This window comes from Candidatus Enterococcus willemsii (assembly GCF_009933335.1).
Classification (GTDB): Bacteria; Bacillota; Bacilli; order Lactobacillales; family Enterococcaceae; genus Enterococcus_F; species Enterococcus_F willemsii.
In genome coordinates, this window is the sequence record NZ_MAEL01000031.1 from 146,535 (window position 1) to 168,000 (window position 21,466).

Sequence of the window (21,466 nt, forward strand, 5' to 3'; positions counted from 1 at the left end):
ATGAGTACAAAACAACAAGTGTTAACATTATTACGCCACAGCGGTGCTATTTTCTCTGGAGAAAAGCTGGCACAAGAAATCGGCGTCTCGCGGACAGCCATTTGGAAGGCAGTTCGTGAATTAGAAAAAATGGGGTACATCATTCAGCGCCATGCGAATGGCTACCAGTATCTTCCCTCTGATGTATTAGAAAACACGGCTATTGCACAAACTCATTTACCGAGCGAGCATATTTTCCTCATGGATGAAACTGAGTCAACTATGAAAGTTGCCAAATTGGCTGCTTTGAATCAACAAGAAGCGCCCGCATTGTATATCGCTGAAACACAAACAGGCGGACACGGACGATTTGGTCGGCCGTTTTTCAGCCCTAAAGGACAAATCTATATGTCTTTACTACTGAATCCAAATCAATCCTTCGAAGAATTGCCACAATATACTTTACTAGCGGCAGTTGCGGTTTCGTTAGCAATTGATGAAGTGACTGGTCGTAAGACGGATATTAAATGGGTCAATGATATCTATTTAGACGGCAAAAAAATTTGTGGCATTCTTTCTGAGGCTACTAGCGATTTTGAAGCAGGCAGAATCTCTCATGTTATTTTAGGTATGGGCATTAATTTTTCTATTCCCCCTGAAACGTTCCCTGATGGATTGGAGAAAAAAGCAAGTTCTCTATTCCCAGATGGCAAGCCAACAGTTTCACGTAACCAATTAATTCAGTTGATTTGGCAAAACTTTTTTGAATTATTGGATGGGTTACCTGACAACAGCTATTTAAAAGTATATCGTGAAAAATCATTTGTCCTAGGTAAAACCGTTAGTTTTGTCCAACAAGGGGTAACGTATTCTGGTATCGCCAAAGAAATTTCTGATACGGGTGAATTACTTGTCGAGACAAGCATCGGCCTGAAGAATCTTTCATCAGGTGAAATTAGTTTACAAACAATTGGCTAACAAAAAAGCAAGTTCTCTGTTCAAAAAAGAGAACTTGCTTTTTTTATAGAAATAAACTAATGAATAAACCTAGCGCATAGCTACTGTTGAAGAGAATCATGTTTTTAATAGCATAACCAAAACTTCGTGGATGCGGCAAACTAGCTTCGTGCTCTTGTAGATTGCGATGAATTTTAGGAAATGTTAAAAAACTAACTAAAATAGGCCAACGATAAAGACTCAGGAATAATCCTAACAAAAGAACTAAGTAGCAACTATACATTAGCCCTTTGAATAATAAAATCCCTTGTTTACGTCCAATATAATAAACCAATGTATAGCGGTGATTTTTAATATCTGTTTCCAAATCCCGCAAATTATTCGCCAACATAATGTTTGCAATGGTGAAAACTAGCGGCAATGAAGCAAGCAAAATCACCAAGACACTCCATAGTTGCCCCGTTAATCCAAAAGTTCCTGCTTGAAAATCAAGATCCAAATAAAAAATTTTTTGTTCTAAGGTATTCAAATAAATCGTCATCGCAAAAATACCTAACCCCATTGTCACGCCACTAAAAATTTCTCCTAATGGCATCCGAGAAAGAGGAATGGGACCAAATGTATAAAAAACACCAATGAAACACATCGCTCCACCCATAATCAGTACCAACCAACCCGTCTGCCACGCTAAGAATAGACCTAGCAGCATCGTAAATGCTAGCATCCCTAGAATCATTCGTTGGACTAATTTTGGTGAAAGTTGTTCTTTACCAATGACATTGTGTTCATATTTGTATTCTTCTGATTTGGCTTTCTTAAAATCCATGTAATTGTTAATGGCTGTGGTGGTCATATCAAAAATAAGCATGCCTAAGAAAAACAATGCCGTATATCCCCAATGTACTTCCTGAAAATAAGACATCGAAAAAAGGACACCCATAATAAAAGGAAACAGGCTAGCGACTTTTGTGCGGATTTCAACTACTTCTAAAAAAGTTTTCAGTGTCATTTCGATTCCTCAGTTTGCGCTAATTTGCTACGGTCTGCCATTTTATACCCAGAATTTTCATCTAATTTGAAGGTGTCTTTAATGCCGTCCGTTACATAAACGTCGCCTTCTTTTGTGACGAAAATAGCATCTGTACCTTCTGGTGTTTCTTGCTCAATATAGTTGAGACCTTCTTGAATACCTTTATCAAAAATAACAGTCGTTAAGCCATCACCGTCAATTGATTTTTCTGTAATCACAGAAACACTAGCAATGTCATTATCATAGGGATAGCCCGTTTTTGTGTCAAAAATATGATGGTATTTAACGCCATCGACTTCTAAAAAGCGTTCATAAATACCTGAAGTGACGACTGTTTTATCCGATTCTTTAATTGAACCTAAGATGGTCCCCCGTGCATTGTTTGGATCTTGCACGCCAATGTTCCAATCTTCTCCTTCACCACGCCAACTGTGACCAACGACTAATACGTTTCCGCCTAAGTCAACAATTGCTGAGGTCACGCCATGTTCTTTCAAAACTTTTGCTGCCTCATCAGCAATATAACCTTTGGCAATTGCACCTAAATCAATAATCATGCCTTTTTCTTCTAAATAGACAGTTTTTTCATCATCATTAAAAGAAACTTTTTTGTAGTCAAGTAAAGGTAATGCCGCATCGATTTCTGCTTGACTCGGCTTGCGTGCATCGTCAAAGCCAATCCGCCACAATTGGGTAATCGCACCAATTACCATATTATAGCCACCTTCAGACTCTTCACTATAAGCATACGCATGCTTTAATAAATCATAGATATCATCAGAAACTTTGACTGGTGCAATTCCTGCCTGGGCATTAATTTCATCGATTTCCGAACCTTCTTGATTGATGGTAATTTTATCACCTAATTCTTTAATACGATCAAATGCTGGCTGCAAAGCATCTTTTTTACCTTCATCATATACACGAATTCGGGTGTATGTTCCTAGCAAGAATTCTTCTTGTGCATAGGGTTCTTGACGTAGTCCTTCTGCGACCGCCACTTCTGTTGAATCAGTCTGTTCTTCTTTTGTCCCACAAGCAACCAAGCCCATCATGATGACAACTGTTGCCAAGAGTACACTTATTTTTTTCTTCATTATTATCCTCTTTCTATCCGCATTTTCTTCATCATAACGTGTTTTTTGATTTGTGAAAAGTTTTTTCACAAAAAAAACAGCCAGACAAATTGTCCAGCCGCTTTTCCGTCAAATCAATTAGTTTGCTTCTACAAAATTGTCTACTTCAATTGGTGTTGTGTCACCTTTTTCTGCTGCATTGATTAATTGTTCTGCATATAATACAAATGTATGGAAGCTATGTGTTGCACCAGAGACAACTTCCACATTACCTGGAGCTGCTTCTTCACTATTCATTTGAGCAACCAATGCTTCGTTAAATGCTGGGATAAATTCTTCTGGAGAAATACCTGCTTTGTCTTTCATCATTTTGTTGTATTCTGCATCTTTTGTTTTAGATTCGCCTGCTTCATTCACATTGTCATAGTGAGATTCAGCCACTTTGCCATCTTTCACAACGATTGAGAATGCGACACGGTAACCATTGCTATAATTTTTTTGTTCAATTGTGTACGTACCATCTTTCAAATCAGCACCATTATCAATTTTAATTGTTTCTGTATTACCCGCTTGTGCTGCTTGAATTAATTGTTGTGCATAGTTTTGGAAAGAATGGAAGCTATGCGTTGCGCCTGTAACAACATCCATTGCTTCTGGGTCTTGGGTAGAAAGTAACGATTCATTTAATGCTGGAATGTATTTTTCCGGAGAATTTTTCGCAACTTCTTCCATTTTTTTGTTGTATTCTTCGTCTTCAACTTTTGATTTACCTGCTTCATTCACGTTATCATAGTTTGATTCCACAATTTTGCCATCTTTCACAACAATTGAGAAAGTCACGCGGTAACCATTGTTATAGTTTTCTTCTTCTAAGTTGTAAGTACCATCTTTTAGTACAACGCCTGGTGTCGCTTCAGTGCTTGTTTCAGTTGCTTCGCTTGATTCTGCTGCTGATGTCGTTGCTTCAGTACTGCTTGCTGAAGATTCTCCAGCATTATCTGGTGAACATGCTCCTAGTAATGCTGCAAATGCGAATAATGTAAAACCTGCCATCAATTTTTTTGCTTTCATTTCGTCCCCACCTTATTCTTTATAAAAATTGTTCACAAAGTTTGTGATTCATCTAACATTGTATCTATTTTTTTTAATAAGTCAACCATTTACTAGAAAAAAATCGAAAAAGATTCCTTGATACATCAAGGAAAATCTTTTTTTGTGAAATTTTTAAAAAACTTTAGACAAATGAACAATTTCCTTATATAATGAATTTGATTGTGTAATTATTATTTATCATTTTTAAAATTAGAGGAGAGATTTACTATGACTACAAAAAACATTGTCGTTGTTGGCGCCGGTTATTCTGGTGTTTCAGCTACAAAGTATTTAGCCAAGAAGCTAAAAAAAGACAATGACGTATCCATCACACTGATTGACCGCCATTCGTATCATACGATGATGACCGAACTTCACGAAGTTGCTGGTGGGCGCGTAGAACCTGAAGCGATTCAATATGATTTACAACGTTTATTTGCTCGCAAAAAAAACGTGCAGTTAGTAACAGATACCGTTACTGCTATTGATAAAGAGAACAAAGTTGTTACAACAAAACAAGGTTCTTACCCATTTGATTACCTTGTATTAGGGATGGGTGGCGAACCAAATGACTTTGGAACGCCTGGCGTGAAAGAAAATGGTTTTACTTTATGGTCATTCGAAGACGCAGTTCGAATTCGCGAGCATATCTTAGCAACTGTTGCCAAAGCAGCGATCGAACCTGATGCGGCTGTTCGTAAAGCAATGTTGACTTTCATCGTTTGTGGTTCTGGTTTTACTGGAATTGAAATGATTGGTGAATTAATTGATTGGAAAGATCGTTTAGCAAAAGAGTTCAAATTAGACCCTAGCGAAATTACTTTAAAAGTTGTCGAAGCAATGCCAACTATTTTAAATATGTTGGGACGTAACGATGCGGCCAAAGCTGAACGTTACTTAAAAGCCAAAAATGTTGAATTAGTGCTGAATGCACCAATCGTTGAAGTAGCACCTGACCATATCAAATTAAAAGATGGTTCAGAAATTCCAACACATACACTTATTTGGACAGCTGGTGTAAAAGGTACGACAGATGCAGCTGATTTCGGTTTAGAAGCAGCTCGTGGTAATCGTTTAATTGCGAATGAATATATGGAAGCAAAAGGTTACGAAGAAAATAAGATTTATATCATCGGTGACTTAGTATTTTACGAAGAATTTCCAAATACACCGACACCACAAATCGTCCAAGCGGCTGAACAAACTGGTCATACAGCTGCAAGCAACATTGTGTCTGATATTAAAGGTGGCGAAAAACACAAGTTTAAAGGAAATTACCAAGGCTTCATGGTTTCTATTGGTTCTAAATGGGGTGTTGCCAACCTATTCAATACCATCCATCTAAGTGGCTTCCTAGCAATTATCATGAAACATATCGTTAACTTGAAATATTTCTTTGATATTCGTTCCGGTTACTACATGTTCCAATACTTGATGCATGAATTCTTCCATATTAAAGATGATCGTAACGTAACTCGCGGTCATTCCTCACGTTATGGTAATGTTTTATGGAGTGTCCCACTACGCATTTTCTATGGATTAGCTTGGTTATTAGAAGCCTTCAAGAAAATTGTTGGTGACGGTCAATGGTTGAAACCAAGTACATGGTTTGGTGAAGGTTCTTGGTTTGTTGGTGATAGTGTCTTCCCTTGGACATGGGATTATCAAACAGCTGCCGATGCGGCGAGTGCGGCGAGCGGAACTGATGCGTCAAGTGCAGCGAGTGGTGCCGTTGATGCAGGAACAAACGCTGTTGAATCAGTGGCTCACTTCGGTTTAAGTTATGCCTATGGTGAAGAACCAATGGCTGTGATTGAAAAAGCGCCTGATTGGTTTGTCAGCATCATGAAAGTCTTTATGCCAAATATGGAAGTTGCGATGTTCTTCCAAAAAATGATGGTCTTTATTGAAATTGGTATTGCTCTTGCTTTAATCGCTGGATTATTCACTTGGTTATTCAGTGCGACAACCATTGTTTTAGTCGCAACATTCTGCTTGTCAGGTATGTTCTTCTGGGTAAATATCTGGTTCATTCCAGTTGCCTTTGCGTTAATGAATGGTTCTGGACGTGCAGTCGGCTTAGACCGTTGGGTAATTCCATGGTTGCAACGTACGTTAGGTAAATGGTGGTACGGTACACCAAAATCAATGTACGGACAAAAATAGATACAATGAATGGCTGGGACATGACTTTTCGTTCCAGCCATTTTCAAAATATTTTAGGCAGATATTCTAGTTTATGCTAGAATGAAGGAGAGAAATCACAAAGGAGGGGCACCACTCATGCGAGTCAAAGAATTTATTAAACAAAGCCATTTAAAACCATGGGATGGGGTTATTGTGTTCCTTTTAATTCTAAGCTCCTTTTTACCAATTGTTGTTTTTGGTATGCAAAAAATCCCTGAAACTGCTGATAAACAAGCGATTTTACGTGTAGATGGAGAAGAAATTCGGACTTTCGATTTATACGAAGGACAAGAAGCCTATACGTTTCTTTATGAAGATCCACATGGAGATTATAATTTACTTGAAATCAAAGACGATCAAATTCGGATTAAAGAAGCCGACTGTGGCGACCAAATTTGTGTGCGACGAGGCTGGGCTTCTAAACATGGCGAAACCATCGTCTGTTTACCACATAAGCTCGTAATCGAAATCCAAGCCAAAGATGGGAGTGAGATCGGTGATTTAGATTACTAAACACCGCATATATGAATCATTTAAGAAAAATTATTTTTATCGCACTGCTTGTCGCACAAGGTGTGATTATTGGCCTAATTGAAAATATGATTCCTTATCCATTTGCTTTTGCTCCGGGTGCAAAACTTGGCTTAGCTAACTTAATTACGATTATTGCGTTATTTACGATGCCAAAAAGAGAAAGTTTTCTATTAATTTGGATGCGATTGATTTTAACCACTTTATTGGGTGGCACAATTTCCACCTTTATGTATAGCATGAGTGGTGCTTTGCTGAGTTATGGTGGGATGCTTTTAGTGAAACAATTAGGACCTAAGCGTGTCAGCATTATTGGTATTAGTGCAACGGGTGGCTTTATGCATAATGTGGGACAATTAGTCACCGCTTCTTGGATTGCCCAATCGTGGACAGTGATGCTTTACCTACCTATCTTGTCTTTTCTAGGTATTTTATCAGGAATTGCTATCGGAGTTGCTGCCAATTATTTATTGCGACGCGTCGACACCTTACGTCGCTTCCAAACTGCATATGAAGAAGAAACCCACGTCTCATGGAAAACGGATTGACAAACAAAGGAGTACTTTTATGAACATTCATCCAATGTGGGACGAATACCCACAATTGCAATCAGAGTTGTCGCAAACTCTGACGATGATGGAAAATGCCATCCAACTAAAAAATAAACCTGTACAAGAAGCAATTTTAAACATGATTCAAGCCGGTGGAAAATTGCTGCGTCCAGCTTATCAATTACTTTTTTCACAATTCGGCCCTGATCGTGACCGCCAAAAAGCAATCGCACTAGCGGCAGCTATCGAAATGTTGCATACAGCTACCTTGATTCACGATGATATTGTTGACGAAGCTGACTTGCGTAGAAGTTTACCTTCCATTCGCTCCACTTTCGGTAATAGCACTGCTGTTTATGCAGGCGATTATCTCTTTGTTTCGTGTTTTAAACTTATGGCAAACTACGCGAGTTCCATGAAAAGTTTGCAAACTAATTCGCGTAGCATGGAAAAAATTCTATCTGGCGAACTCGGTCAAATGGATAATCGTTACAACTTAGAAGTCACTATTGATGATTACCTAGCGAATATTTCTGGTAAAACGGCCGAATTATTTGCACTGAGTTGCTCGATTGGTGCGATGGAAAGCGGCGCAAGTACCACTTTTACAAAGAAAGCTTATGAAATTGGTCATCAAATCGGAATTGCTTTCCAAATTATTGATGACGTTTTAGATTATACCCAAACAGCGACCACCATTGGTAAACCAGTCTTAGAAGATGTCAAACAAGGCATTTACTCGTTACCTGTCATCTACGCTTTACAAACAGATGCTTCCCAATTGCTACCATACTTGAATAAAAAAGACCAATTGTCAGATGTAGAAGCAGAAAAAGTTTACCAACTGGTGCATACGTTAGGCGGCGTAACGAAAGCCCAACAATTAGCCACAGACTATACCAATCAAGCGCTTAAATCCATTCAAAAGTTACCAGATACCTCTTTTCAAACAAAAGAACTATTATTTGCGATTACCCAAAATATTTTAATGCGACAAAGTTAATTAATACGTCCATTTAGGAGGAAAATAGATGGCTTTTCTGGCAGTTATCATCATTTGCATAAGTATTTGGGCAGGTATGTTAGTTATGGTCCATTCTGATATCAAAAAATTGGAACAACGTATCCAACAAATTACCCAAACCATTAAGCAGAAATGAGTGAGGTCTATGGAAGAAGTAACGATTTCTTTATTGCTCCGCATACTGTTACCATTTATCGGTATGATTGGTGGAACAGTCGCTATTTTCCGCTATTACATGCAACGCTTGGAGCGGAAAATTACCGAATTAGAAGATACAATCACCCAATTAAAACAAGGCGAGGAATAATTCCCTCGCCTTGTTTTAATGAAATGGATTATAAAAACGACCGCCGTTAAGATAAAACAGACCTAGCGTAATCATACATAATAAAATACCAAAACCAATGACAACATAATCACTCGTTCGATAAGGCTCTGCTGTATACCAAGTACGTGTCTTTTTTTGACCAAAACGCCGTAATTCCATCGCTGTACTAATCGTATCGATACGATCCAAACTTGAAAAAATTAATGGCAAAATAATTTGTGAAATTCCTTTAATACGCTGCGATAACTTGCCTTTTTTCGACATTTCTAATCCACGAGCTTGTTGCGCTTGTGAGATACTGAAGAAATCTTCTTGAATATCAGGAATATAGCGTAAAGCTAGTGCTACTGCATAACTAATTTTGTAACTAACACCTAGTTTGTTTAAGCTAGAAGCAAAATTACTAGGATTGGTTGTTAATAAAAAAGTAATCGCTAAGGGAATAGTACAGACATATTTTAACGATAAATTTAGTAAGTAAAATAATTCCTCTTGCGTCACTGTAAATCGTCCCCAACCATTGAATAAGACATGCCGTGATTCATACAAACGCACGCCGTATTCAGGCTCAAATAGGTACGAGACAACGACATTCAAAATCGAAAAGAAAAAAATAAATGTCATAACAAACGAAATTTGATGCCACTTGATATTCCCTAATTTGAATAAAAACAACGAACTAACTGCTATCACAACTAAATAACGAGTATCATATGTCGTCATAGCAGCCACGGTTGCTAAAAGTAAAAAAATCATTTTAGCTGTTGCATTGATCCGATGCAATACCGTTTGACCTGGATGATAGCCTAATGTTTGCTGACTCATACGTGACGCACCTCCCGATCATATTGAATAAATTGACGTGTGAATACCACAGGATCCGCTAAACCAACCTGATTTGCTAAAGTAAACAAACTTGTTTCTTTTAGCGAAGCTTCCGCAACTAATTGTTGATTGGTTAACACATCAATCGGATGGGTATCCGCCAAGACTTGCCCTTCACTGATGACTAACGCACGGTCACTATATTCAAGCATTAAGTGCATATCATGGGTAATCATGACAATGGTTTTCCCTAATTGATTTAATTCGTCAATAAAGCGCATCATTTCAGTATAGTTATGAAAATCTTGCCCTGCTGTTGGTTCATCTAAGACAATCATTTCTGGCTCTAACACTAAGATAGCGGCAATCGTTACGCGTTTTTTCTGCCCATAACTCAAGGCAGCAATCGGCCATTTACGGAAAGGATACAAACCACATACTTTTAGCACTTGATACACACGCTCAGCTACTACTTCTTCTGACACCCCTCGCAAACGCAAGCCTAAAGCCACTTCATCAAAAATCATTTTTTGTGAAATCATTTGATTTGGATTTTGCATGACATAACCGATTTTATCGGCACGCTCTTTAATCGATTCTTGACGGACATCACGATTTTCCCAACGCATCTCACCTTCAGGTCGAACAAAGCCGCACAAAGCTTTAAACAAGGTTGATTTGCCCGCACCATTTTTGCCTACAATGCTCACCTTTTCCCCGCGATAAAAGGTCGTTGACAAACGATTTAACACGAAATCATCTTGTTTCCGGTAACGATAAGACAAATCTTTTAATTCAAATAAGGGCTCTTGCGCTTTTTTTATAGGTTCATTTAGCGGCTGTTGCCAAGCTGCCAATTGCTCCTTCAAGTTTGGTGTGCTTACTTGTTCTAACGCTGACAAATGCTCGACGGTTGCTAAATTCACGCCTGCATATTTCAAAGCAGTCACATAGAGCGGCTCGCGAATGCCACTTTCAGCTAACGTTGAAGAAGCAAGTAACTGATCCGGCGTTGCATCAGCAATAATTTGACCTTCTTGGAAAACAATAATCCGATCTACTGGTTTTGCCAAGGCATCTTCTAACCGATGTTCGATAATTAACACAGTGGCTTTTGTTTGCTGATGAATACGATCAATTAAACCGATAGCATCCTTCCCTGCTGCCGGATCCAAATTTGCTAGCGGTTCATCAAACAAAAGAATCGGTGCATCATTAATCATTACACCCGCCATCGAGACACGTTGTTTTTGTCCACCTGATAAATCTTGCGGGCGTTTTTCCGTTTGTTCCGCGACATCAACCGTTTGTGCCCATTGTGCGACGCGTTGATGCATCTCAGCTTGTGCAACACCATCATTTTCTAGAGCAAATGCCATATCTTCTGCAACCGTCAAGCCAATAAATTGCCCATCTGTATCTTGCAAAACGGTACCAGTGACAAAGGACAAGTCAAATAAAGAGGTCTCTTGTAATTTTTTTCCAGCAATCCACGCTTCTCCATGAATTTCACCATGGTATTGATTCGGGATTAAGCCGTTAATACAATGTGCAAACGTAGACTTGCCACTCCCTGAAGGACCGACAATCAACACTTTTTCTCCTTCATTAATTGTCAGATTGAGGTTTTTCAGCGTTGGCTCAGCTTGACTATCATATTGAAACGAAAAATCGTTAAATACAATCATTGGTTCTGTCATTTTTTTCTCCTTAACTAAATGTATGTAGTTTTCTCCAATCTTATCAAATTTTATGAAAAAATGATATCCTCACAAAAAAAGGAGCAGGATTTCTCCTTGCTCCCACTCAACTTAATCTTTGGTTAAACTTCCTTTTTTCGTGCGTGTTGATGCGTAAGCTTTCATCAATAGTGTCCCAATTACACCGACAGCAATTGAATTGACGGTTGCTGAAACCAGTCCTTGCGTATAAACCCGACTTGCAGCTTCACTATAGATTAATACATCCAAAGTCGGTGCAATCAAGTCCCAAACAACGGCATGTCCAATGACTTGAACCACATTGAAGTGAATCATTTCCTTGGTGGTAAATTCCCCTTGTTCCAAGTGAAGATTACGTGTCGCCCAACCATAAATTGCACCGACAATCGCCGAACAAATAATCCAAGACCACCATGGTGAGCCGTACGTTAAATCTTTTAATGTGTGGCCAATAAAGCCAATCAGTGCAGCTGGTACTGGACCAAATAAGGCTGCCATCAATGCTAAGAAGGGATAGGTTGTTTCAATGTTCGTGTTCGGAACAAAGGTTGGAATAATGGCAAATCGTCCTAAAATAACAAAAACTGCTGAACCAATCCCAATGGCGACAATTGTTTTCACTGAAAATTCTTTTTTCATTGTTACACTTCCTCAAATAGTATTTTTGGTGCTTTTCGTAACTGAATTTGCCAATCAATGCCCGTGCCAATATGATATAAGTCTGAAAATGAATCCTGATTCACAGCTACACCGATATTAACTAATGAATTAACATAAACAAGTGGCTCTCCCACTTGAACATCAGCAAACGAGCGGGCAAATTGTAATATATTTTGATAAATCTTTTTCCCTTGATGGAAAATCGTCACTTGTAGTAAATCTCCATGGACAATCTCTTCAGCTTGTAAATAAGCTAGCGGAATATTGGTCCACAATGAACCAAAACGAATGTCTAATACATCAATGCTCCCAGTTAATACATGATTTTCGCGAACAGCTTCGACAAGCGGTAACTGTTCAATTTCAGTAACCGACAAAGTGTCTCCCAGCTCCGCAAAAGTAATTTCACCACTTGCCAGACGTGCCCCATTATACGCATAGACATCCCGACCATGGAATGTATGACTTTCTTCTGAGTGTGGCAAACGACTCTCGACTTCATCGATTATGCGCACTTCTTCTAGCCCTTCATAATGCTGAATATGTGTTAGTGACCCATTATCAGGTGTAATAATAATATGTCCCGATTGCGTTTTGCAAGCAATACTACGACGCTCGCTTCCAACTCCCGGGTCAACCACAGAGACAAATACCGTCCCTTTTGGCCAATACTTCACTGTTTGATACAAACGATACGATGCCACCCAAATATCATATGGTGGTATATCGTGTGTTAAGTCATGAATCGTAATTTCGGAACTCACCATATGTCCAACTCCATGCATCGCACTGACAGCACCATCACTTAAACCAAAATCCGTCTGTAACACCAAAAACTTCCCCATATTTCTCCTCCTTTTCATGAAAGAACTATGAAAATATCCTACATTGTTCTGCTTGTTTGGTCAATTACTCCATACCGTTTTCCGTAAAAAAGCATGAGAATGTTCGGAATAAACTCAATAAAAAAGCACAAGCAAGACAAGTATCTCGTCTTGCTTGTGCTCTCGAATGATTACACTTGCTTTCCTTCATTAACGAAAGATAAATAGGTCAAATATTTTCGAATAAGTGTATCAATACATAAATTCAAAGGTAAAAAAGAGAAAATTGGGTTGTGATTCAACGGGTTTACTAAAGGCGTGGATACATAAAACAAATTGTAATCAGATACCCGTACTAAGCGACTGCTCGCAAAACTAGTAATACTGATAATCGACACGCCACGCAGACACAGCTCATCAACCACCTTCATCAAACTAGTTCCTTCCCCACTGTTCGATGAAACAATCAAACAATCACGTGCAGTTGCTGTTGAAAGGATTGATTCTAATTCACTTTTTCCGGATAAATAAATCACCCGTTTACTGCCAATACACATCAAGTTTCGTGACAGCTCTCGCATGTAGTTTTGCTGTGTATGTCCTGTGCCATAGCAATAAATAATCTCTGTCGCTTCGATTAATTCAAAAATCTTTTCAAAATTAGTCTGACGCAATAGCCGTTCGGTTTCCGACAAATCCTTTTTTTGAATATCGATAAGTTCCAGTGGTTCTTGTTTATTTGCTTCTTGCTCATTTTTTAACTCGACCTTAAATTCAGCAAAACTTGAATAGCCTAATTTTTTCATTAACTTCGAAACGAACGATTTAGACATATGAATCTGTTCAGCAATATCTGTCATCGCATAGTCAGTTAATCGTTGTTTGTTTTGATACAGCCATTTACTAGCTTGCTGTTCATTGAAATTGAGATTGGCTTGACAATCAATTATTCGTTGTTCAAGATTCATAAGCGAACTCCTTTTATTTCATCATAGAGAGTTCTTGCAAAAAATTCAAGTTAATTGGTATCATCCACAATAAAGCGCTCACGAAACTGGGCAATCAGCTCATCTGAAATCCCTAAGTATTCTTGAATATAAGCAAGTGGCGTCCCGGATTTTCGTTTCATCTCTGCTAATGCAGCTCGGATGACTTCTTCTCTTGTCCCCATGGCACTTGCTAAATAATCTAATACCGCTTGATTTGAGGTATATGCTTTGTACTCTTGCAATCGCTTATTATTACGTTCTTGATTGTATTGATTTGTCAAAAGATAATCATAGACGATTGTCTCTTCATCGACACCTAACACTAATAAAATCAACGCTGTTCCGTAGCCTGTTCGATCTTTGCCACCCCGACAATGTTGAATCACTCGACAATCAGGTGTTGAAACAATTAATTTCAACATTTCAGCATAGACTTTTTGTGAACGTTCATTATTAACATAACCAAGTATACTTTCTAACAATTGGTCTTTATCGACATCTAATTTCCCTTGTGCTTCCATTTGAATGAGCGCATCAATTTTTGATCGGTCCGTTTTAATATCGGCACTTGCTATCGCTGCGATTGGATCATCTGGTTCTAATACTACTACTTGAGCATTTTTTACTTCTTTATTCGGTCGTTTCTCGCGTTCATTTTTATTTCGGTAATCAATAATAAGATTGATGCCCATCTCTGCAAGATGTTTTTGATCGTCATCCGTCAACAAATGCAAATCATCCGAGCGAAACAGCCGTCCCCAAACTACCTGACCGCCTTGCTGAACAGGGTATCCGCCTAAGTCTCGCGTATTAAATGTACCTTCTAACTCAATTTTTCTTTTCTTCTCAGTCATCAACAGTCGCATCCTTTTTTAATTAGTTATTGTTTCATCTGCTAAGTTTTTCTTATCCAAGAATTTCATAAACGGATAATACAATAGCATTGTTACGAGTACTTGAACGATTTGTAGGACCCCAGTCCGCCAATCTCCAATCACTAAACCACTAAAGAACGGAATATTCCAAGGGAAAGTTACACCATTCGCTCTTGGAATCAGTTCTGCCAATGTTGCTAAATATGCCATAGAAATCGAAATAACTGGTGCAAGACACATCGGAATAAACAAGACCGGATTTAAAACCATCGGAATTCCAAATTTCATTGGCTCACTAATCCCAAAGAAGCCCGGAACAATCGCTATTTTACCAACAGTCTTAAGGTGTTTGCTCCGACAAATGAATAACAACACTAAAGCAAGCGCAAAATGGCGTGGTCCTTTTAACGTATTAATAAACGTCATAGTTAAAATATTCGGTAAGTCTTCACCCGCTGAAAAAGCCGCTAGATTTTGAATTTCTAAAGGTTGATACAAGGCATACAAAATAGCGGATGTCGCTAAGCTACCATGAATGCCGAAAAACCACAATACTTCTGAGAAAAACATTAAGAATAACAATGCCCAAATCGAACCACCTAAATACTGTAACGGCTCTTGTAGAATGGTGTAAATAAAATCATGAATATTTCCATAAGAAGTTGCCGTTAAGAGCCCTGATAATACCAAAGCAAGCGCACCAATCAGAATAGCTGGAATTAAAGCGGTAAACGAATTAGAGACACTAGGTGGAACGTTATCCGGCAATTTAATCGTGATATTTTTTTCTGTTAGAAAATGATACAGCCATGTTGCACCTAACGCTACAATCATAGCAACGAACATTCCTTTCGAACCTAGATAAGAAATATCAATTGCACTGACAACATTCTCTTCCACTTCAAAATTACCTAATGGCGTCACAATAAAAAAACTCATAATTGAAATAAGTACAGATGAAATAGCATGGCTTTTTAATATTTGGGCCATTTCATAAGAAAGTGCCACTAACACATAAATTGAAATTAAATTGGTCGTCATTGTTGTCCCGATTTTAATCATCGGAGTAATTCCTAACTCATCAATAAAATTCTGATACGCTGGAATACCTAAATTCGACAAAATAGCACAAATGGAGCCGACCATTGTAATTGGTAAAATTTTAATCATTCCATTTGCAATCGACATAATGAATGGATTCGATGAAAACTTGCCCATCACTCGTTGAAGTACATCGGTGAATTTCGTTTGATTGAATGACATATTTATTCCTCCTTATATTTAATCTAGCTCTAAGATACTCGGATTCAAAAACAAAGACAACGCTTACAACGGAGTTATCCTCGATTTTACCAGAAAGAAATAGTTTCCATCTTGTAAAACTGTTTCCAAATAAAAAAGCGCTAAGAGCCTCGCTCCTAGCACTTATCTACTACCGCATCGTAACAAATTCTTCTGCACCTGTTGGATGAATCGCTACGGTGTCATCAAAATCAGCTTTGGTTGCACCCATTTTAATTGCGACTGCAAAACCTTGCAACATTTCATCTACACCTATACCGATACCATGTAAACCGATAATTTTTTCTTCTTTACCTAGACATATTAGTTTCATCTCGCATTTTTGTCGATAGTCATTTAACGCAAAATACATTGGTGTAAAACGCGAACGATACACTTTTACATCATCGCCATAGGTTGCAATAGCTTCTTCTTCCGATAAACCAATTGTAGCAATTGGTGGATGCGTAAAGACGACAGTGGGTACTAGATTATAATCTAAGTACAGCTCGGTTTTTCCATTGAATAAACGTTCTGACAAACGGCGTCCTGCTGCAATTGCAACGGGTGTCAACTCGATTTTTCCAATCACATCACCGACAGCATAAATCCCTTGCGCAGTGGTATTTTGGAATTTATCAACTTGGACAAAACCTGCCTCATTCAGTGTCACATCTGTTTTATCCAAGCCTAATTTAGCCACATTCGGTGTACGACCACCGGCAAATAAAATGCAATCACTGGTCAATGTCTCGCCATTTTCAAATGTTACGGTGTACTCATTTCCATGCTTCTCAATTTTAGCTGGTACGTAATTAGCATAGGTATTAATCCCTGCTTCTTGATAAATCTCAACTAAATTATCTGACAACATATGGTCAAAACTACGTAGCGGACGTTCTTTACGAAATGCCCAAGATACTTTCGTCCCTAATCCATGCACAACGCCAGCAATTTCAGCTGCAATATAACCTGCACCGAGAACAATCATATGTGTCGGCGCTTCCGTTAATTCAAAGAAACCATTTGAATCAATCGCATATTCTCCGCCAGGAATAGCCAAACTACTTGGTTGTCCACCAGTCGCAATTAAAATATTTGGTGCGGTGAATTTTTCACCCGCAACTTCTACTGTATGGTTATCCACAAACTGTGCATAACCTTTAATCACCTCAACCTTATTGCTATCAAGGCCTCGTTGGTATGCCCCATGTAAAAATTCAATATATTTCTCACGTTTATCCACAAGCTCTGTAAAATTAAAGTTATCCACTTGTGCATAAATCCCGTAGCTCGCTGCATCGCGCTGAATCATTTCTAGCATCTCGCTTGCTTGCCACATCACTTTTTTGGGTACGCAACCTACGTTAACACACGTGCCACCAAGTTCGTTCCCTTCAATTAATAACACTTTGGCACCGTGCATACCGGCGCGGTTTGCTGAAGCAATCCCGCCACTGCCTCCACCAATAACAATATAATCAAATGTTTTCACATCTATTCCCCTTTCTTTTCTTCAAGCTATCATTCCGACTTTCATTCGTCAAGAATTTCAGACATCTTGCGACAAACGTACCATATCACGTAGAAGCAAGCCATTTTCTATAATCGGTTCTGAATAATGCCGGACAAAAAAATCACGATCAATATGAGTCATGCGAAAACCACATTTTTGGTACAAATATAACTGTTCAACCCCAGTACTACCAGTGCCAATTTCCACCGTTTGATAACCTAATTTTTTTGCTTCTTGCAACGCTTCATGAATGAGCGTTTGCGCAATTTTCTTTCCTCTATGTTGCACAGAAACCGCCACATTTACAATTTCAATTGTTGCAGGTCGTGTTGGTAATAACACGAGCACTCCTAATAAATCGTCGGCTTGGCGTGCTTCCAATAGTCTTCCTTTTTGCAAGTAATCATCGACCAATTGTTTCTCTGGATCCGCCTCTAATAATAGCTCATAATGTTCAGCGGTCACTTGGGTTGTTTGTTGAATCTTCATTTCAACAGCTCCTATCTTTGCCACATCAAATAAAAAAATAACAATAAAAAACAAAAAAATGGTAATGGAATATATTTTAAAATAAACAATCGTATCTGGGAGCCAATCGCTTCCTCTCTTTCTTTGTCTACAAATAACGAAAAAGGTAATGACCAAAAACGTCCACCAGAAATTTTTAGGAACACACTAAATAGCAACAATATCCCACAAAAAGTAAGACCTGCAAACGCAAACGTCAAGATAGGTGACATAGATGGTAGCATGAAACTCGCCTCCGTTTTTCCTCATCATACAACAAATAATCAAGAGAAAAAAGCTAAAGCCAAATTTCTGACTTTAGCTTTCATTTATTTTTTCTTACGAATCATATCGCCAACTTGTACAGGTTCAACAACTGGCATAGTAACAATCATCATTGGATTAGGTGCACGATCAATGCTTATTCCTTCTTCATCGTGCATCACTTCCACTGTTTGTTCAAAATGATGGAAGTTTGGACCATAAAACTCAATTTCATCGCCCACTTCAAACAGGTTGCGTTGACGAATCGTGGCGATTTGCGTCTCTTCATCATAAGCCAGAACTTCTCCGATAAATTTATATTGTGGAATTTTGCGGCGTTCACCAAATAATTGCTCATTTTCTGATGGGGTATTGTAATAAAACCCTGTGGCTAATTCACGTTGGGCTACTTTCCACAACTCATCTTTCCATTCTTGTTTGCAGACATAATTGTCAGGATCTGCCATATAACTATCCACTGCGGCTTTATAAACGTTCGCAACAGTCGACACATAGTGGATAGACTTCATTCGTCCTTCGATTTTAAAACTATCTACGCCATTTTGAATTAAATCAGGAATATGTTCAATCATTGACATATCCACTGCACTCATGGAAAATTCTTCCGCTACTGCCCCGTTTTCAGTCAGACTTCGGCGTTCACTGCCAAAAGGCATATCGTATAAATCATACTTCCAACGACATGATTGCGAACAACCGCCACGGTTCGCATCGCGCATCGACATATGATTGGACAAGGTACAACGTCCTGAATAAGAAATACACATCGCACCGTGAATAAAGGCCTCAATCTCAACATCTGTATTTTTGCGAATTTCTGCCACTTCTGCCATTGATACTTCACGTGCCAAAACCACACGCTCCAACCCTTCTTCTTTCCAAAATTCAAGAGTTTCAAAATTTGTCGCCGATGCTTGGGTCGATAAATGAATCGGCAAGCCGGGCGCTTCCGTGGCACAAATTTCAATTAACGCCGGATCGGAGACTATCACGGCTGAAATGCCCACATCACGCAATTGACGAAAAAAATCGCCTGCGCCGGCTTGATTTTGTTCATGTGTCACCATATTCGCCGCCACATACACCTTAGCATCATGTGCTTTCGCAAAAGCAACACCTTCTGCCATTTGTTCATACGTAAAATTCCCAGCACGGCTACGTAGTCCAAAGGCATTACCGCCAATATAAACCGCATCAGCGCCATAATGAATCGCTGTTTTTAATTTTTCTAATGTCCCAGCTGGAGCCAAGACCTCAGGACGTTTTAATGCTTGTTTGACCGTCATTTGAATTGCTCCTTACTTAATTTTATTTGGATCAATATAGTAGAAACCAGTATCTAGTCCACGTTTTTCTGGATGGTTGGTTTGTACTTTTTCATACAATGCATTTACTGCATCTTCGGACCATTTGTTTTGTGCAATCAGTTGTCTTGCTTCATCATATATTTTTGCAATGGCGACAAATGCATCACCTGACGTAAAAAGACCATCTAATTTCCAAGTTTGATAACCTACTTGTGACAATTCCGCTAACTCTTTAAGCAAGCAAATATCGTTATTCGCAAAAATATGCGTACCATGTAAATCTTCATAAATAGAATAATGTGTATGATCTTTTTTCGGTTCAGATAAGAATAAGCCACGTTCCTTGCTCTTATCTTCTTCTTGTTGGGTAAAATTATAATAATTTTGTAGTAATGGTCGCTTTGATTGATGAATACAGGTAGCTCCATAAACCAGCACTTCCACTGGTACATCCACCGTCTTACATAATTCCTTCATCTCTTCAAATGGAACTTCTCGTGCTAAAACGGCGCCCGATGCCCCTTTTTTTGCCCAAAAATTAATTTGACGAGCACTAGTTACTAACGTTTCACCATCATAAACAAATGGCAACTGCCATTCAGGATGTTGATTCAAGACATAGACCACACCCGCGTCCCCAACTGAAATTTTATCGACACCAATTTCATGTAAAAAGGTTAAATATTCAGGGATTTCTTTCATTTTTTCAGGATGCATTAAGCCGTTCACGGCAACCATTACTTGTTTCCCCGCTTGATGAGCCAGTGTGACTAATTCTTTTTGCTCTGCTCGTGAAAAAGAAGATGGCAAACGCAGCCCAAACCGTTCTTCTCCAAAGAAAATAGTATCTACAATTGGGATGATTTTTTTCGCTTGTGTAATTGATTCAACTGTTGCAATTAGTTCAATCATATTGTTTCCTCCTTGATTTTACTGAAGGATATCGTTCCTTTTCTGTAAGTATTGCCTGGAACTGACATTCTTGCGACTTATTCATATTATCACAAGAGAAATAGTTTTCCAACACATTTTGTAGTTTTATTCACTAACAAATAGAGTATAAAGACTTTTATTTCACAAATTATTTTTGCTTAAAATAAGTAACCATTTGATTTTAATTGCTAAAATAATGAATTTTGTACGTAATTACCCCTATATATTGTGATGAATAATCAAAAAAACTCACCTAAACAGATAATTGTTTAGGTGAGTTTTCCGACTATTTGTTTGATTAGCGGTACGATAGATTCGGTCGTTATCAGATAATCTTGACGGGCACTTGCTTCTGTTGGAACGTGTTGCCGGCGATTCAGCCAAATGGCTTGCCACCCTGCATTCTTGGCTCCGACAATATCATTCGCATAAGAATCTCCGACATAAATCATCTGATCTGCAGCCATCCCCAACTGTTGCTCCACATGCCTAAATAGCGACGTATCTGGTTTCGCAACGCCCACTTCTGCTGAAATAAAGATGTATTCTTTAGGAATATAGCGTAACAAACCTAATTGGTGGACTTTTTTCCATTGGTGTTCAGTTGGGCCATTGGTAATCACACCGATTGGAATATGATGCGCTATACAAAGAGTTAAAACTTCTTGCATCTCTTCTGTCAGTACAATTTCCCCCTGAAAGCGTGCATAATCGTTTTGAAAAGCCAACGCTTGTTCACGTGTCACTCGATAACCAAACTGCTCACACGCTCCTTGAATCCGTAAGACACGCATGTCCTCCATTGAAATGACTCCACGTTCCGATGCATGAAAATTCGCATCGCTAATTTGACGAAAAGCTAAGTAAAGTTGCGCCATTTGTTCGTCTCGAATTGAAAATTGCTGCTGAATAGCACGTTGAAAAGGCACGAGTTGATCATATAACGTATCATCCACATCAAAAATAATTGCTTTCATAAAAACCTCCT

23 protein-coding genes are annotated in these 21,466 nt (G+C 38.6%); 7 read left to right on the forward strand and 16 right to left on the reverse strand.

The window, feature by feature from the left end:
* Positions 1-957 (forward strand): biotin--[acetyl-CoA-carboxylase] ligase, encoded by a 957-nt coding sequence (locus BAU17_RS04665; RefSeq protein WP_161901660.1) that lies wholly within the window; start codon positions 1-3, stop codon positions 955-957.
* A gap of 43 nt (positions 958-1,000) precedes the next feature.
* Here the strand turns inward: BAU17_RS04665 and menA are convergent, their stop codons facing one another.
* From menA to pplA, 3 genes are all read right to left on the reverse strand, one after another.
* Positions 1,001-1,945: a 1,4-dihydroxy-2-naphthoate polyprenyltransferase gene (gene menA / locus BAU17_RS04670; protein WP_161901661.1), complete on the reverse strand. Its 945-nt coding sequence runs from the start codon at positions 1,943-1,945 to the stop codon at positions 1,001-1,003.
* Positions 1,942-3,063, reverse strand: coding sequence for an FAD:protein FMN transferase (locus BAU17_RS04675; protein ID WP_161901662.1), 1,122 nt, complete (start codon positions 3,061-3,063; stop codon positions 1,942-1,944). The genes menA and BAU17_RS04675 overlap by 4 nt, the downstream gene beginning before the upstream one ends.
* Before the next feature lie 117 nt (positions 3,064-3,180).
* Complete coding sequence (pplA, locus tag BAU17_RS04680; RefSeq protein ID WP_161901663.1) at positions 3,181-4,113, reverse strand: extracellular electron transfer flavoprotein PplA; 933 nt, start codon at positions 4,111-4,113, stop codon at positions 3,181-3,183.
* Between the two features lie 249 nt (positions 4,114-4,362).
* Between pplA and BAU17_RS04685 the strand changes: the two genes are divergently transcribed.
* From BAU17_RS04685 to BAU17_RS04705, 6 genes are all read left to right on the forward strand, one after another.
* On the forward strand, positions 4,363-6,300 hold the full coding sequence (locus BAU17_RS04685) for an NAD(P)/FAD-dependent oxidoreductase (protein ID WP_161901664.1): 1,938 nt from the start codon (positions 4,363-4,365) through the stop codon (positions 6,298-6,300).
* 117 nt (positions 6,301-6,417) lie between these two features.
* On the forward strand, positions 6,418-6,834 hold the full coding sequence (locus BAU17_RS04690) for a NusG domain II-containing protein (protein WP_161901665.1): 417 nt from the start codon (positions 6,418-6,420) through the stop codon (positions 6,832-6,834).
* 11 nt (positions 6,835-6,845) lie between these two features.
* Positions 6,846-7,400, forward strand: coding sequence for a Gx transporter family protein (locus tag BAU17_RS04695; RefSeq protein WP_161901666.1), 555 nt, complete (start codon positions 6,846-6,848; stop codon positions 7,398-7,400).
* 19 nt (positions 7,401-7,419) lie between these two features.
* Positions 7,420-8,406, forward strand: a complete 987-nt coding sequence (locus BAU17_RS04700; RefSeq protein WP_161901667.1) for a polyprenyl synthetase family protein — start codon at positions 7,420-7,422, stop codon at positions 8,404-8,406.
* Between the two features lie 28 nt (positions 8,407-8,434).
* A complete protein-coding gene (locus BAU17_RS14285) occupies positions 8,435-8,563 on the forward strand; it encodes a hypothetical protein (RefSeq protein WP_272927943.1) in 129 nt (42 codons plus the stop codon).
* A gap of 9 nt (positions 8,564-8,572) precedes the next feature.
* Entirely contained in the window at positions 8,573-8,734 is a 162-nt protein-coding gene (locus BAU17_RS04705) for a hypothetical protein (protein ID WP_161901668.1), read from the forward strand.
* 15 nt (positions 8,735-8,749) lie between these two features.
* Here the strand turns inward: BAU17_RS04705 and BAU17_RS04710 are convergent, their stop codons facing one another.
* The 13 genes from BAU17_RS04710 to BAU17_RS04770 all read right to left on the reverse strand — a co-directional run bounded on the left by BAU17_RS04710 (position 8,750) and on the right by BAU17_RS04770 (position 21,455).
* Complete coding sequence (locus tag BAU17_RS04710; RefSeq protein WP_161901669.1) at positions 8,750-9,580, reverse strand: energy-coupling factor transporter transmembrane component T family protein; 831 nt, start codon at positions 9,578-9,580, stop codon at positions 8,750-8,752.
* Positions 9,577-11,280 carry an ABC transporter ATP-binding protein gene (locus tag BAU17_RS04715; protein ID WP_161901670.1) on the reverse strand — a complete coding sequence of 568 codons (1,704 nt, stop codon included), beginning with the start codon at positions 11,278-11,280 and terminating at the stop codon, positions 9,577-9,579. Before BAU17_RS04715 ends, BAU17_RS04710 begins: the two co-directional genes overlap by 4 nt.
* A 111-nt stretch (positions 11,281-11,391) precedes the next feature.
* Positions 11,392-11,940 carry an ECF-type riboflavin transporter substrate-binding protein gene (locus tag BAU17_RS04720; protein WP_161901671.1) on the reverse strand — a complete coding sequence of 183 codons (549 nt, stop codon included), beginning with the start codon at positions 11,938-11,940 and terminating at the stop codon, positions 11,392-11,394.
* Positions 11,941-11,942: 2 nt separating this feature from the next.
* Complete coding sequence (locus BAU17_RS04725; RefSeq protein ID WP_161901672.1) at positions 11,943-12,806, reverse strand: SAM hydrolase/SAM-dependent halogenase family protein; 864 nt, start codon at positions 12,804-12,806, stop codon at positions 11,943-11,945.
* Positions 12,807-12,976: 170 nt separating this feature from the next.
* Complete coding sequence (locus BAU17_RS04730; RefSeq protein WP_161901673.1) at positions 12,977-13,753, reverse strand: MurR/RpiR family transcriptional regulator; 777 nt, start codon at positions 13,751-13,753, stop codon at positions 12,977-12,979.
* A gap of 50 nt (positions 13,754-13,803) precedes the next feature.
* A complete protein-coding gene (locus BAU17_RS04735; protein ID WP_161901674.1) occupies positions 13,804-14,628 on the reverse strand; it encodes a tyrosine-protein phosphatase in 825 nt (274 codons plus the stop codon).
* 18 nt (positions 14,629-14,646) lie between these two features.
* On the reverse strand, positions 14,647-15,912 hold the full coding sequence (locus tag BAU17_RS04740) for a PTS sugar transporter subunit IIC (RefSeq protein ID WP_161901675.1): 1,266 nt from the start codon (positions 15,910-15,912) through the stop codon (positions 14,647-14,649).
* Positions 15,913-16,081: 169 nt separating this feature from the next.
* Entirely contained in the window at positions 16,082-17,425 is a 1,344-nt protein-coding gene (gene gor / locus BAU17_RS04745; protein WP_161901676.1) for a glutathione-disulfide reductase, read from the reverse strand.
* Between the two features lie 57 nt (positions 17,426-17,482).
* On the reverse strand, positions 17,483-17,935 hold the full coding sequence (locus tag BAU17_RS04750; protein WP_161901677.1) for a GNAT family N-acetyltransferase: 453 nt from the start codon (positions 17,933-17,935) through the stop codon (positions 17,483-17,485).
* 11 nt (positions 17,936-17,946) lie between these two features.
* Entirely contained in the window at positions 17,947-18,198 is a 252-nt protein-coding gene (locus BAU17_RS04755; RefSeq protein WP_161901678.1) for a hypothetical protein, read from the reverse strand.
* Positions 18,199-18,282: 84 nt separating this feature from the next.
* Complete coding sequence (locus BAU17_RS04760; protein WP_161901679.1) at positions 18,283-19,524, reverse strand: peptidase U32 family protein; 1,242 nt, start codon at positions 19,522-19,524, stop codon at positions 18,283-18,285.
* 12 nt (positions 19,525-19,536) lie between these two features.
* The gene (locus BAU17_RS04765) at positions 19,537-20,457 is read right to left on the reverse strand and encodes a peptidase U32 family protein (protein ID WP_161901680.1); all 921 of its coding nucleotides are present in this window, start codon (positions 20,455-20,457) and stop codon (positions 19,537-19,539) included.
* 290 nt (positions 20,458-20,747) lie between these two features.
* Positions 20,748-21,455, reverse strand: coding sequence for an HAD family hydrolase (locus BAU17_RS04770; protein WP_161901681.1), 708 nt, complete (start codon positions 21,453-21,455; stop codon positions 20,748-20,750).
* Positions 21,456-21,466: the final 11 nt, after the last annotated feature.

Excerpts from the sequence above, each read along its gene's own strand:
- BAU17_RS04665 (WP_161901660.1), top strand. The coding sequence starts at position 1 with ATGAGTACAAAACAACAAGTGTTAACATTATTACGCCACAGCGGTGCT.
- menA (WP_161901661.1), bottom strand. The coding sequence starts at position 1,945 with ATGACACTGAAAACTTTTTTAGAAGTAGTTGAAATCCGCACAAAAGTC.
- BAU17_RS04675 (WP_161901662.1), bottom strand. The coding sequence starts at position 3,063 with ATGAAGAAAAAAATAAGTGTACTCTTGGCAACAGTTGTCATCATGATG.
- pplA (WP_161901663.1), bottom strand. The coding sequence starts at position 4,113 with ATGAAAGCAAAAAAATTGATGGCAGGTTTTACATTATTCGCATTTGCA.
- BAU17_RS04685 (WP_161901664.1), top strand. The coding sequence starts at position 4,363 with ATGACTACAAAAAACATTGTCGTTGTTGGCGCCGGTTATTCTGGTGTT.
- BAU17_RS04690 (WP_161901665.1), top strand. The coding sequence starts at position 6,418 with ATGCGAGTCAAAGAATTTATTAAACAAAGCCATTTAAAACCATGGGAT.
- BAU17_RS04695 (WP_161901666.1), top strand. The coding sequence starts at position 6,846 with ATGAATCATTTAAGAAAAATTATTTTTATCGCACTGCTTGTCGCACAA.
- BAU17_RS04700 (WP_161901667.1), top strand. The coding sequence starts at position 7,420 with ATGAACATTCATCCAATGTGGGACGAATACCCACAATTGCAATCAGAG.
- BAU17_RS14285 (WP_272927943.1), top strand. The coding sequence starts at position 8,435 with ATGGCTTTTCTGGCAGTTATCATCATTTGCATAAGTATTTGGGCAGGT.
- BAU17_RS04705 (WP_161901668.1), top strand. The coding sequence starts at position 8,573 with ATGGAAGAAGTAACGATTTCTTTATTGCTCCGCATACTGTTACCATTT.
- BAU17_RS04710 (WP_161901669.1), bottom strand. The coding sequence starts at position 9,580 with ATGAGTCAGCAAACATTAGGCTATCATCCAGGTCAAACGGTATTGCAT.
- BAU17_RS04715 (WP_161901670.1), bottom strand. The coding sequence starts at position 11,280 with ATGACAGAACCAATGATTGTATTTAACGATTTTTCGTTTCAATATGAT.
- BAU17_RS04720 (WP_161901671.1), bottom strand. The coding sequence starts at position 11,940 with ATGAAAAAAGAATTTTCAGTGAAAACAATTGTCGCCATTGGGATTGGT.
- BAU17_RS04725 (WP_161901672.1), bottom strand. The coding sequence starts at position 12,806 with ATGGGGAAGTTTTTGGTGTTACAGACGGATTTTGGTTTAAGTGATGGT.
- BAU17_RS04730 (WP_161901673.1), bottom strand. The coding sequence starts at position 13,753 with ATGAATCTTGAACAACGAATAATTGATTGTCAAGCCAATCTCAATTTC.
- BAU17_RS04735 (WP_161901674.1), bottom strand. The coding sequence starts at position 14,628 with ATGACTGAGAAGAAAAGAAAAATTGAGTTAGAAGGTACATTTAATACG.
- BAU17_RS04740 (WP_161901675.1), bottom strand. The coding sequence starts at position 15,912 with ATGTCATTCAATCAAACGAAATTCACCGATGTACTTCAACGAGTGATG.
- BAU17_RS04750 (WP_161901677.1), bottom strand. The coding sequence starts at position 17,935 with ATGAAGATTCAACAAACAACCCAAGTGACCGCTGAACATTATGAGCTA.
- BAU17_RS04755 (WP_161901678.1), bottom strand. The coding sequence starts at position 18,198 with ATGCTACCATCTATGTCACCTATCTTGACGTTTGCGTTTGCAGGTCTT.
- BAU17_RS04760 (WP_161901679.1), bottom strand. The coding sequence starts at position 19,524 with ATGACGGTCAAACAAGCATTAAAACGTCCTGAGGTCTTGGCTCCAGCT.
- BAU17_RS04765 (WP_161901680.1), bottom strand. The coding sequence starts at position 20,457 with ATGATTGAACTAATTGCAACAGTTGAATCAATTACACAAGCGAAAAAA.
- BAU17_RS04770 (WP_161901681.1), bottom strand. The coding sequence starts at position 21,455 with ATGAAAGCAATTATTTTTGATGTGGATGATACGTTATATGATCAACTC.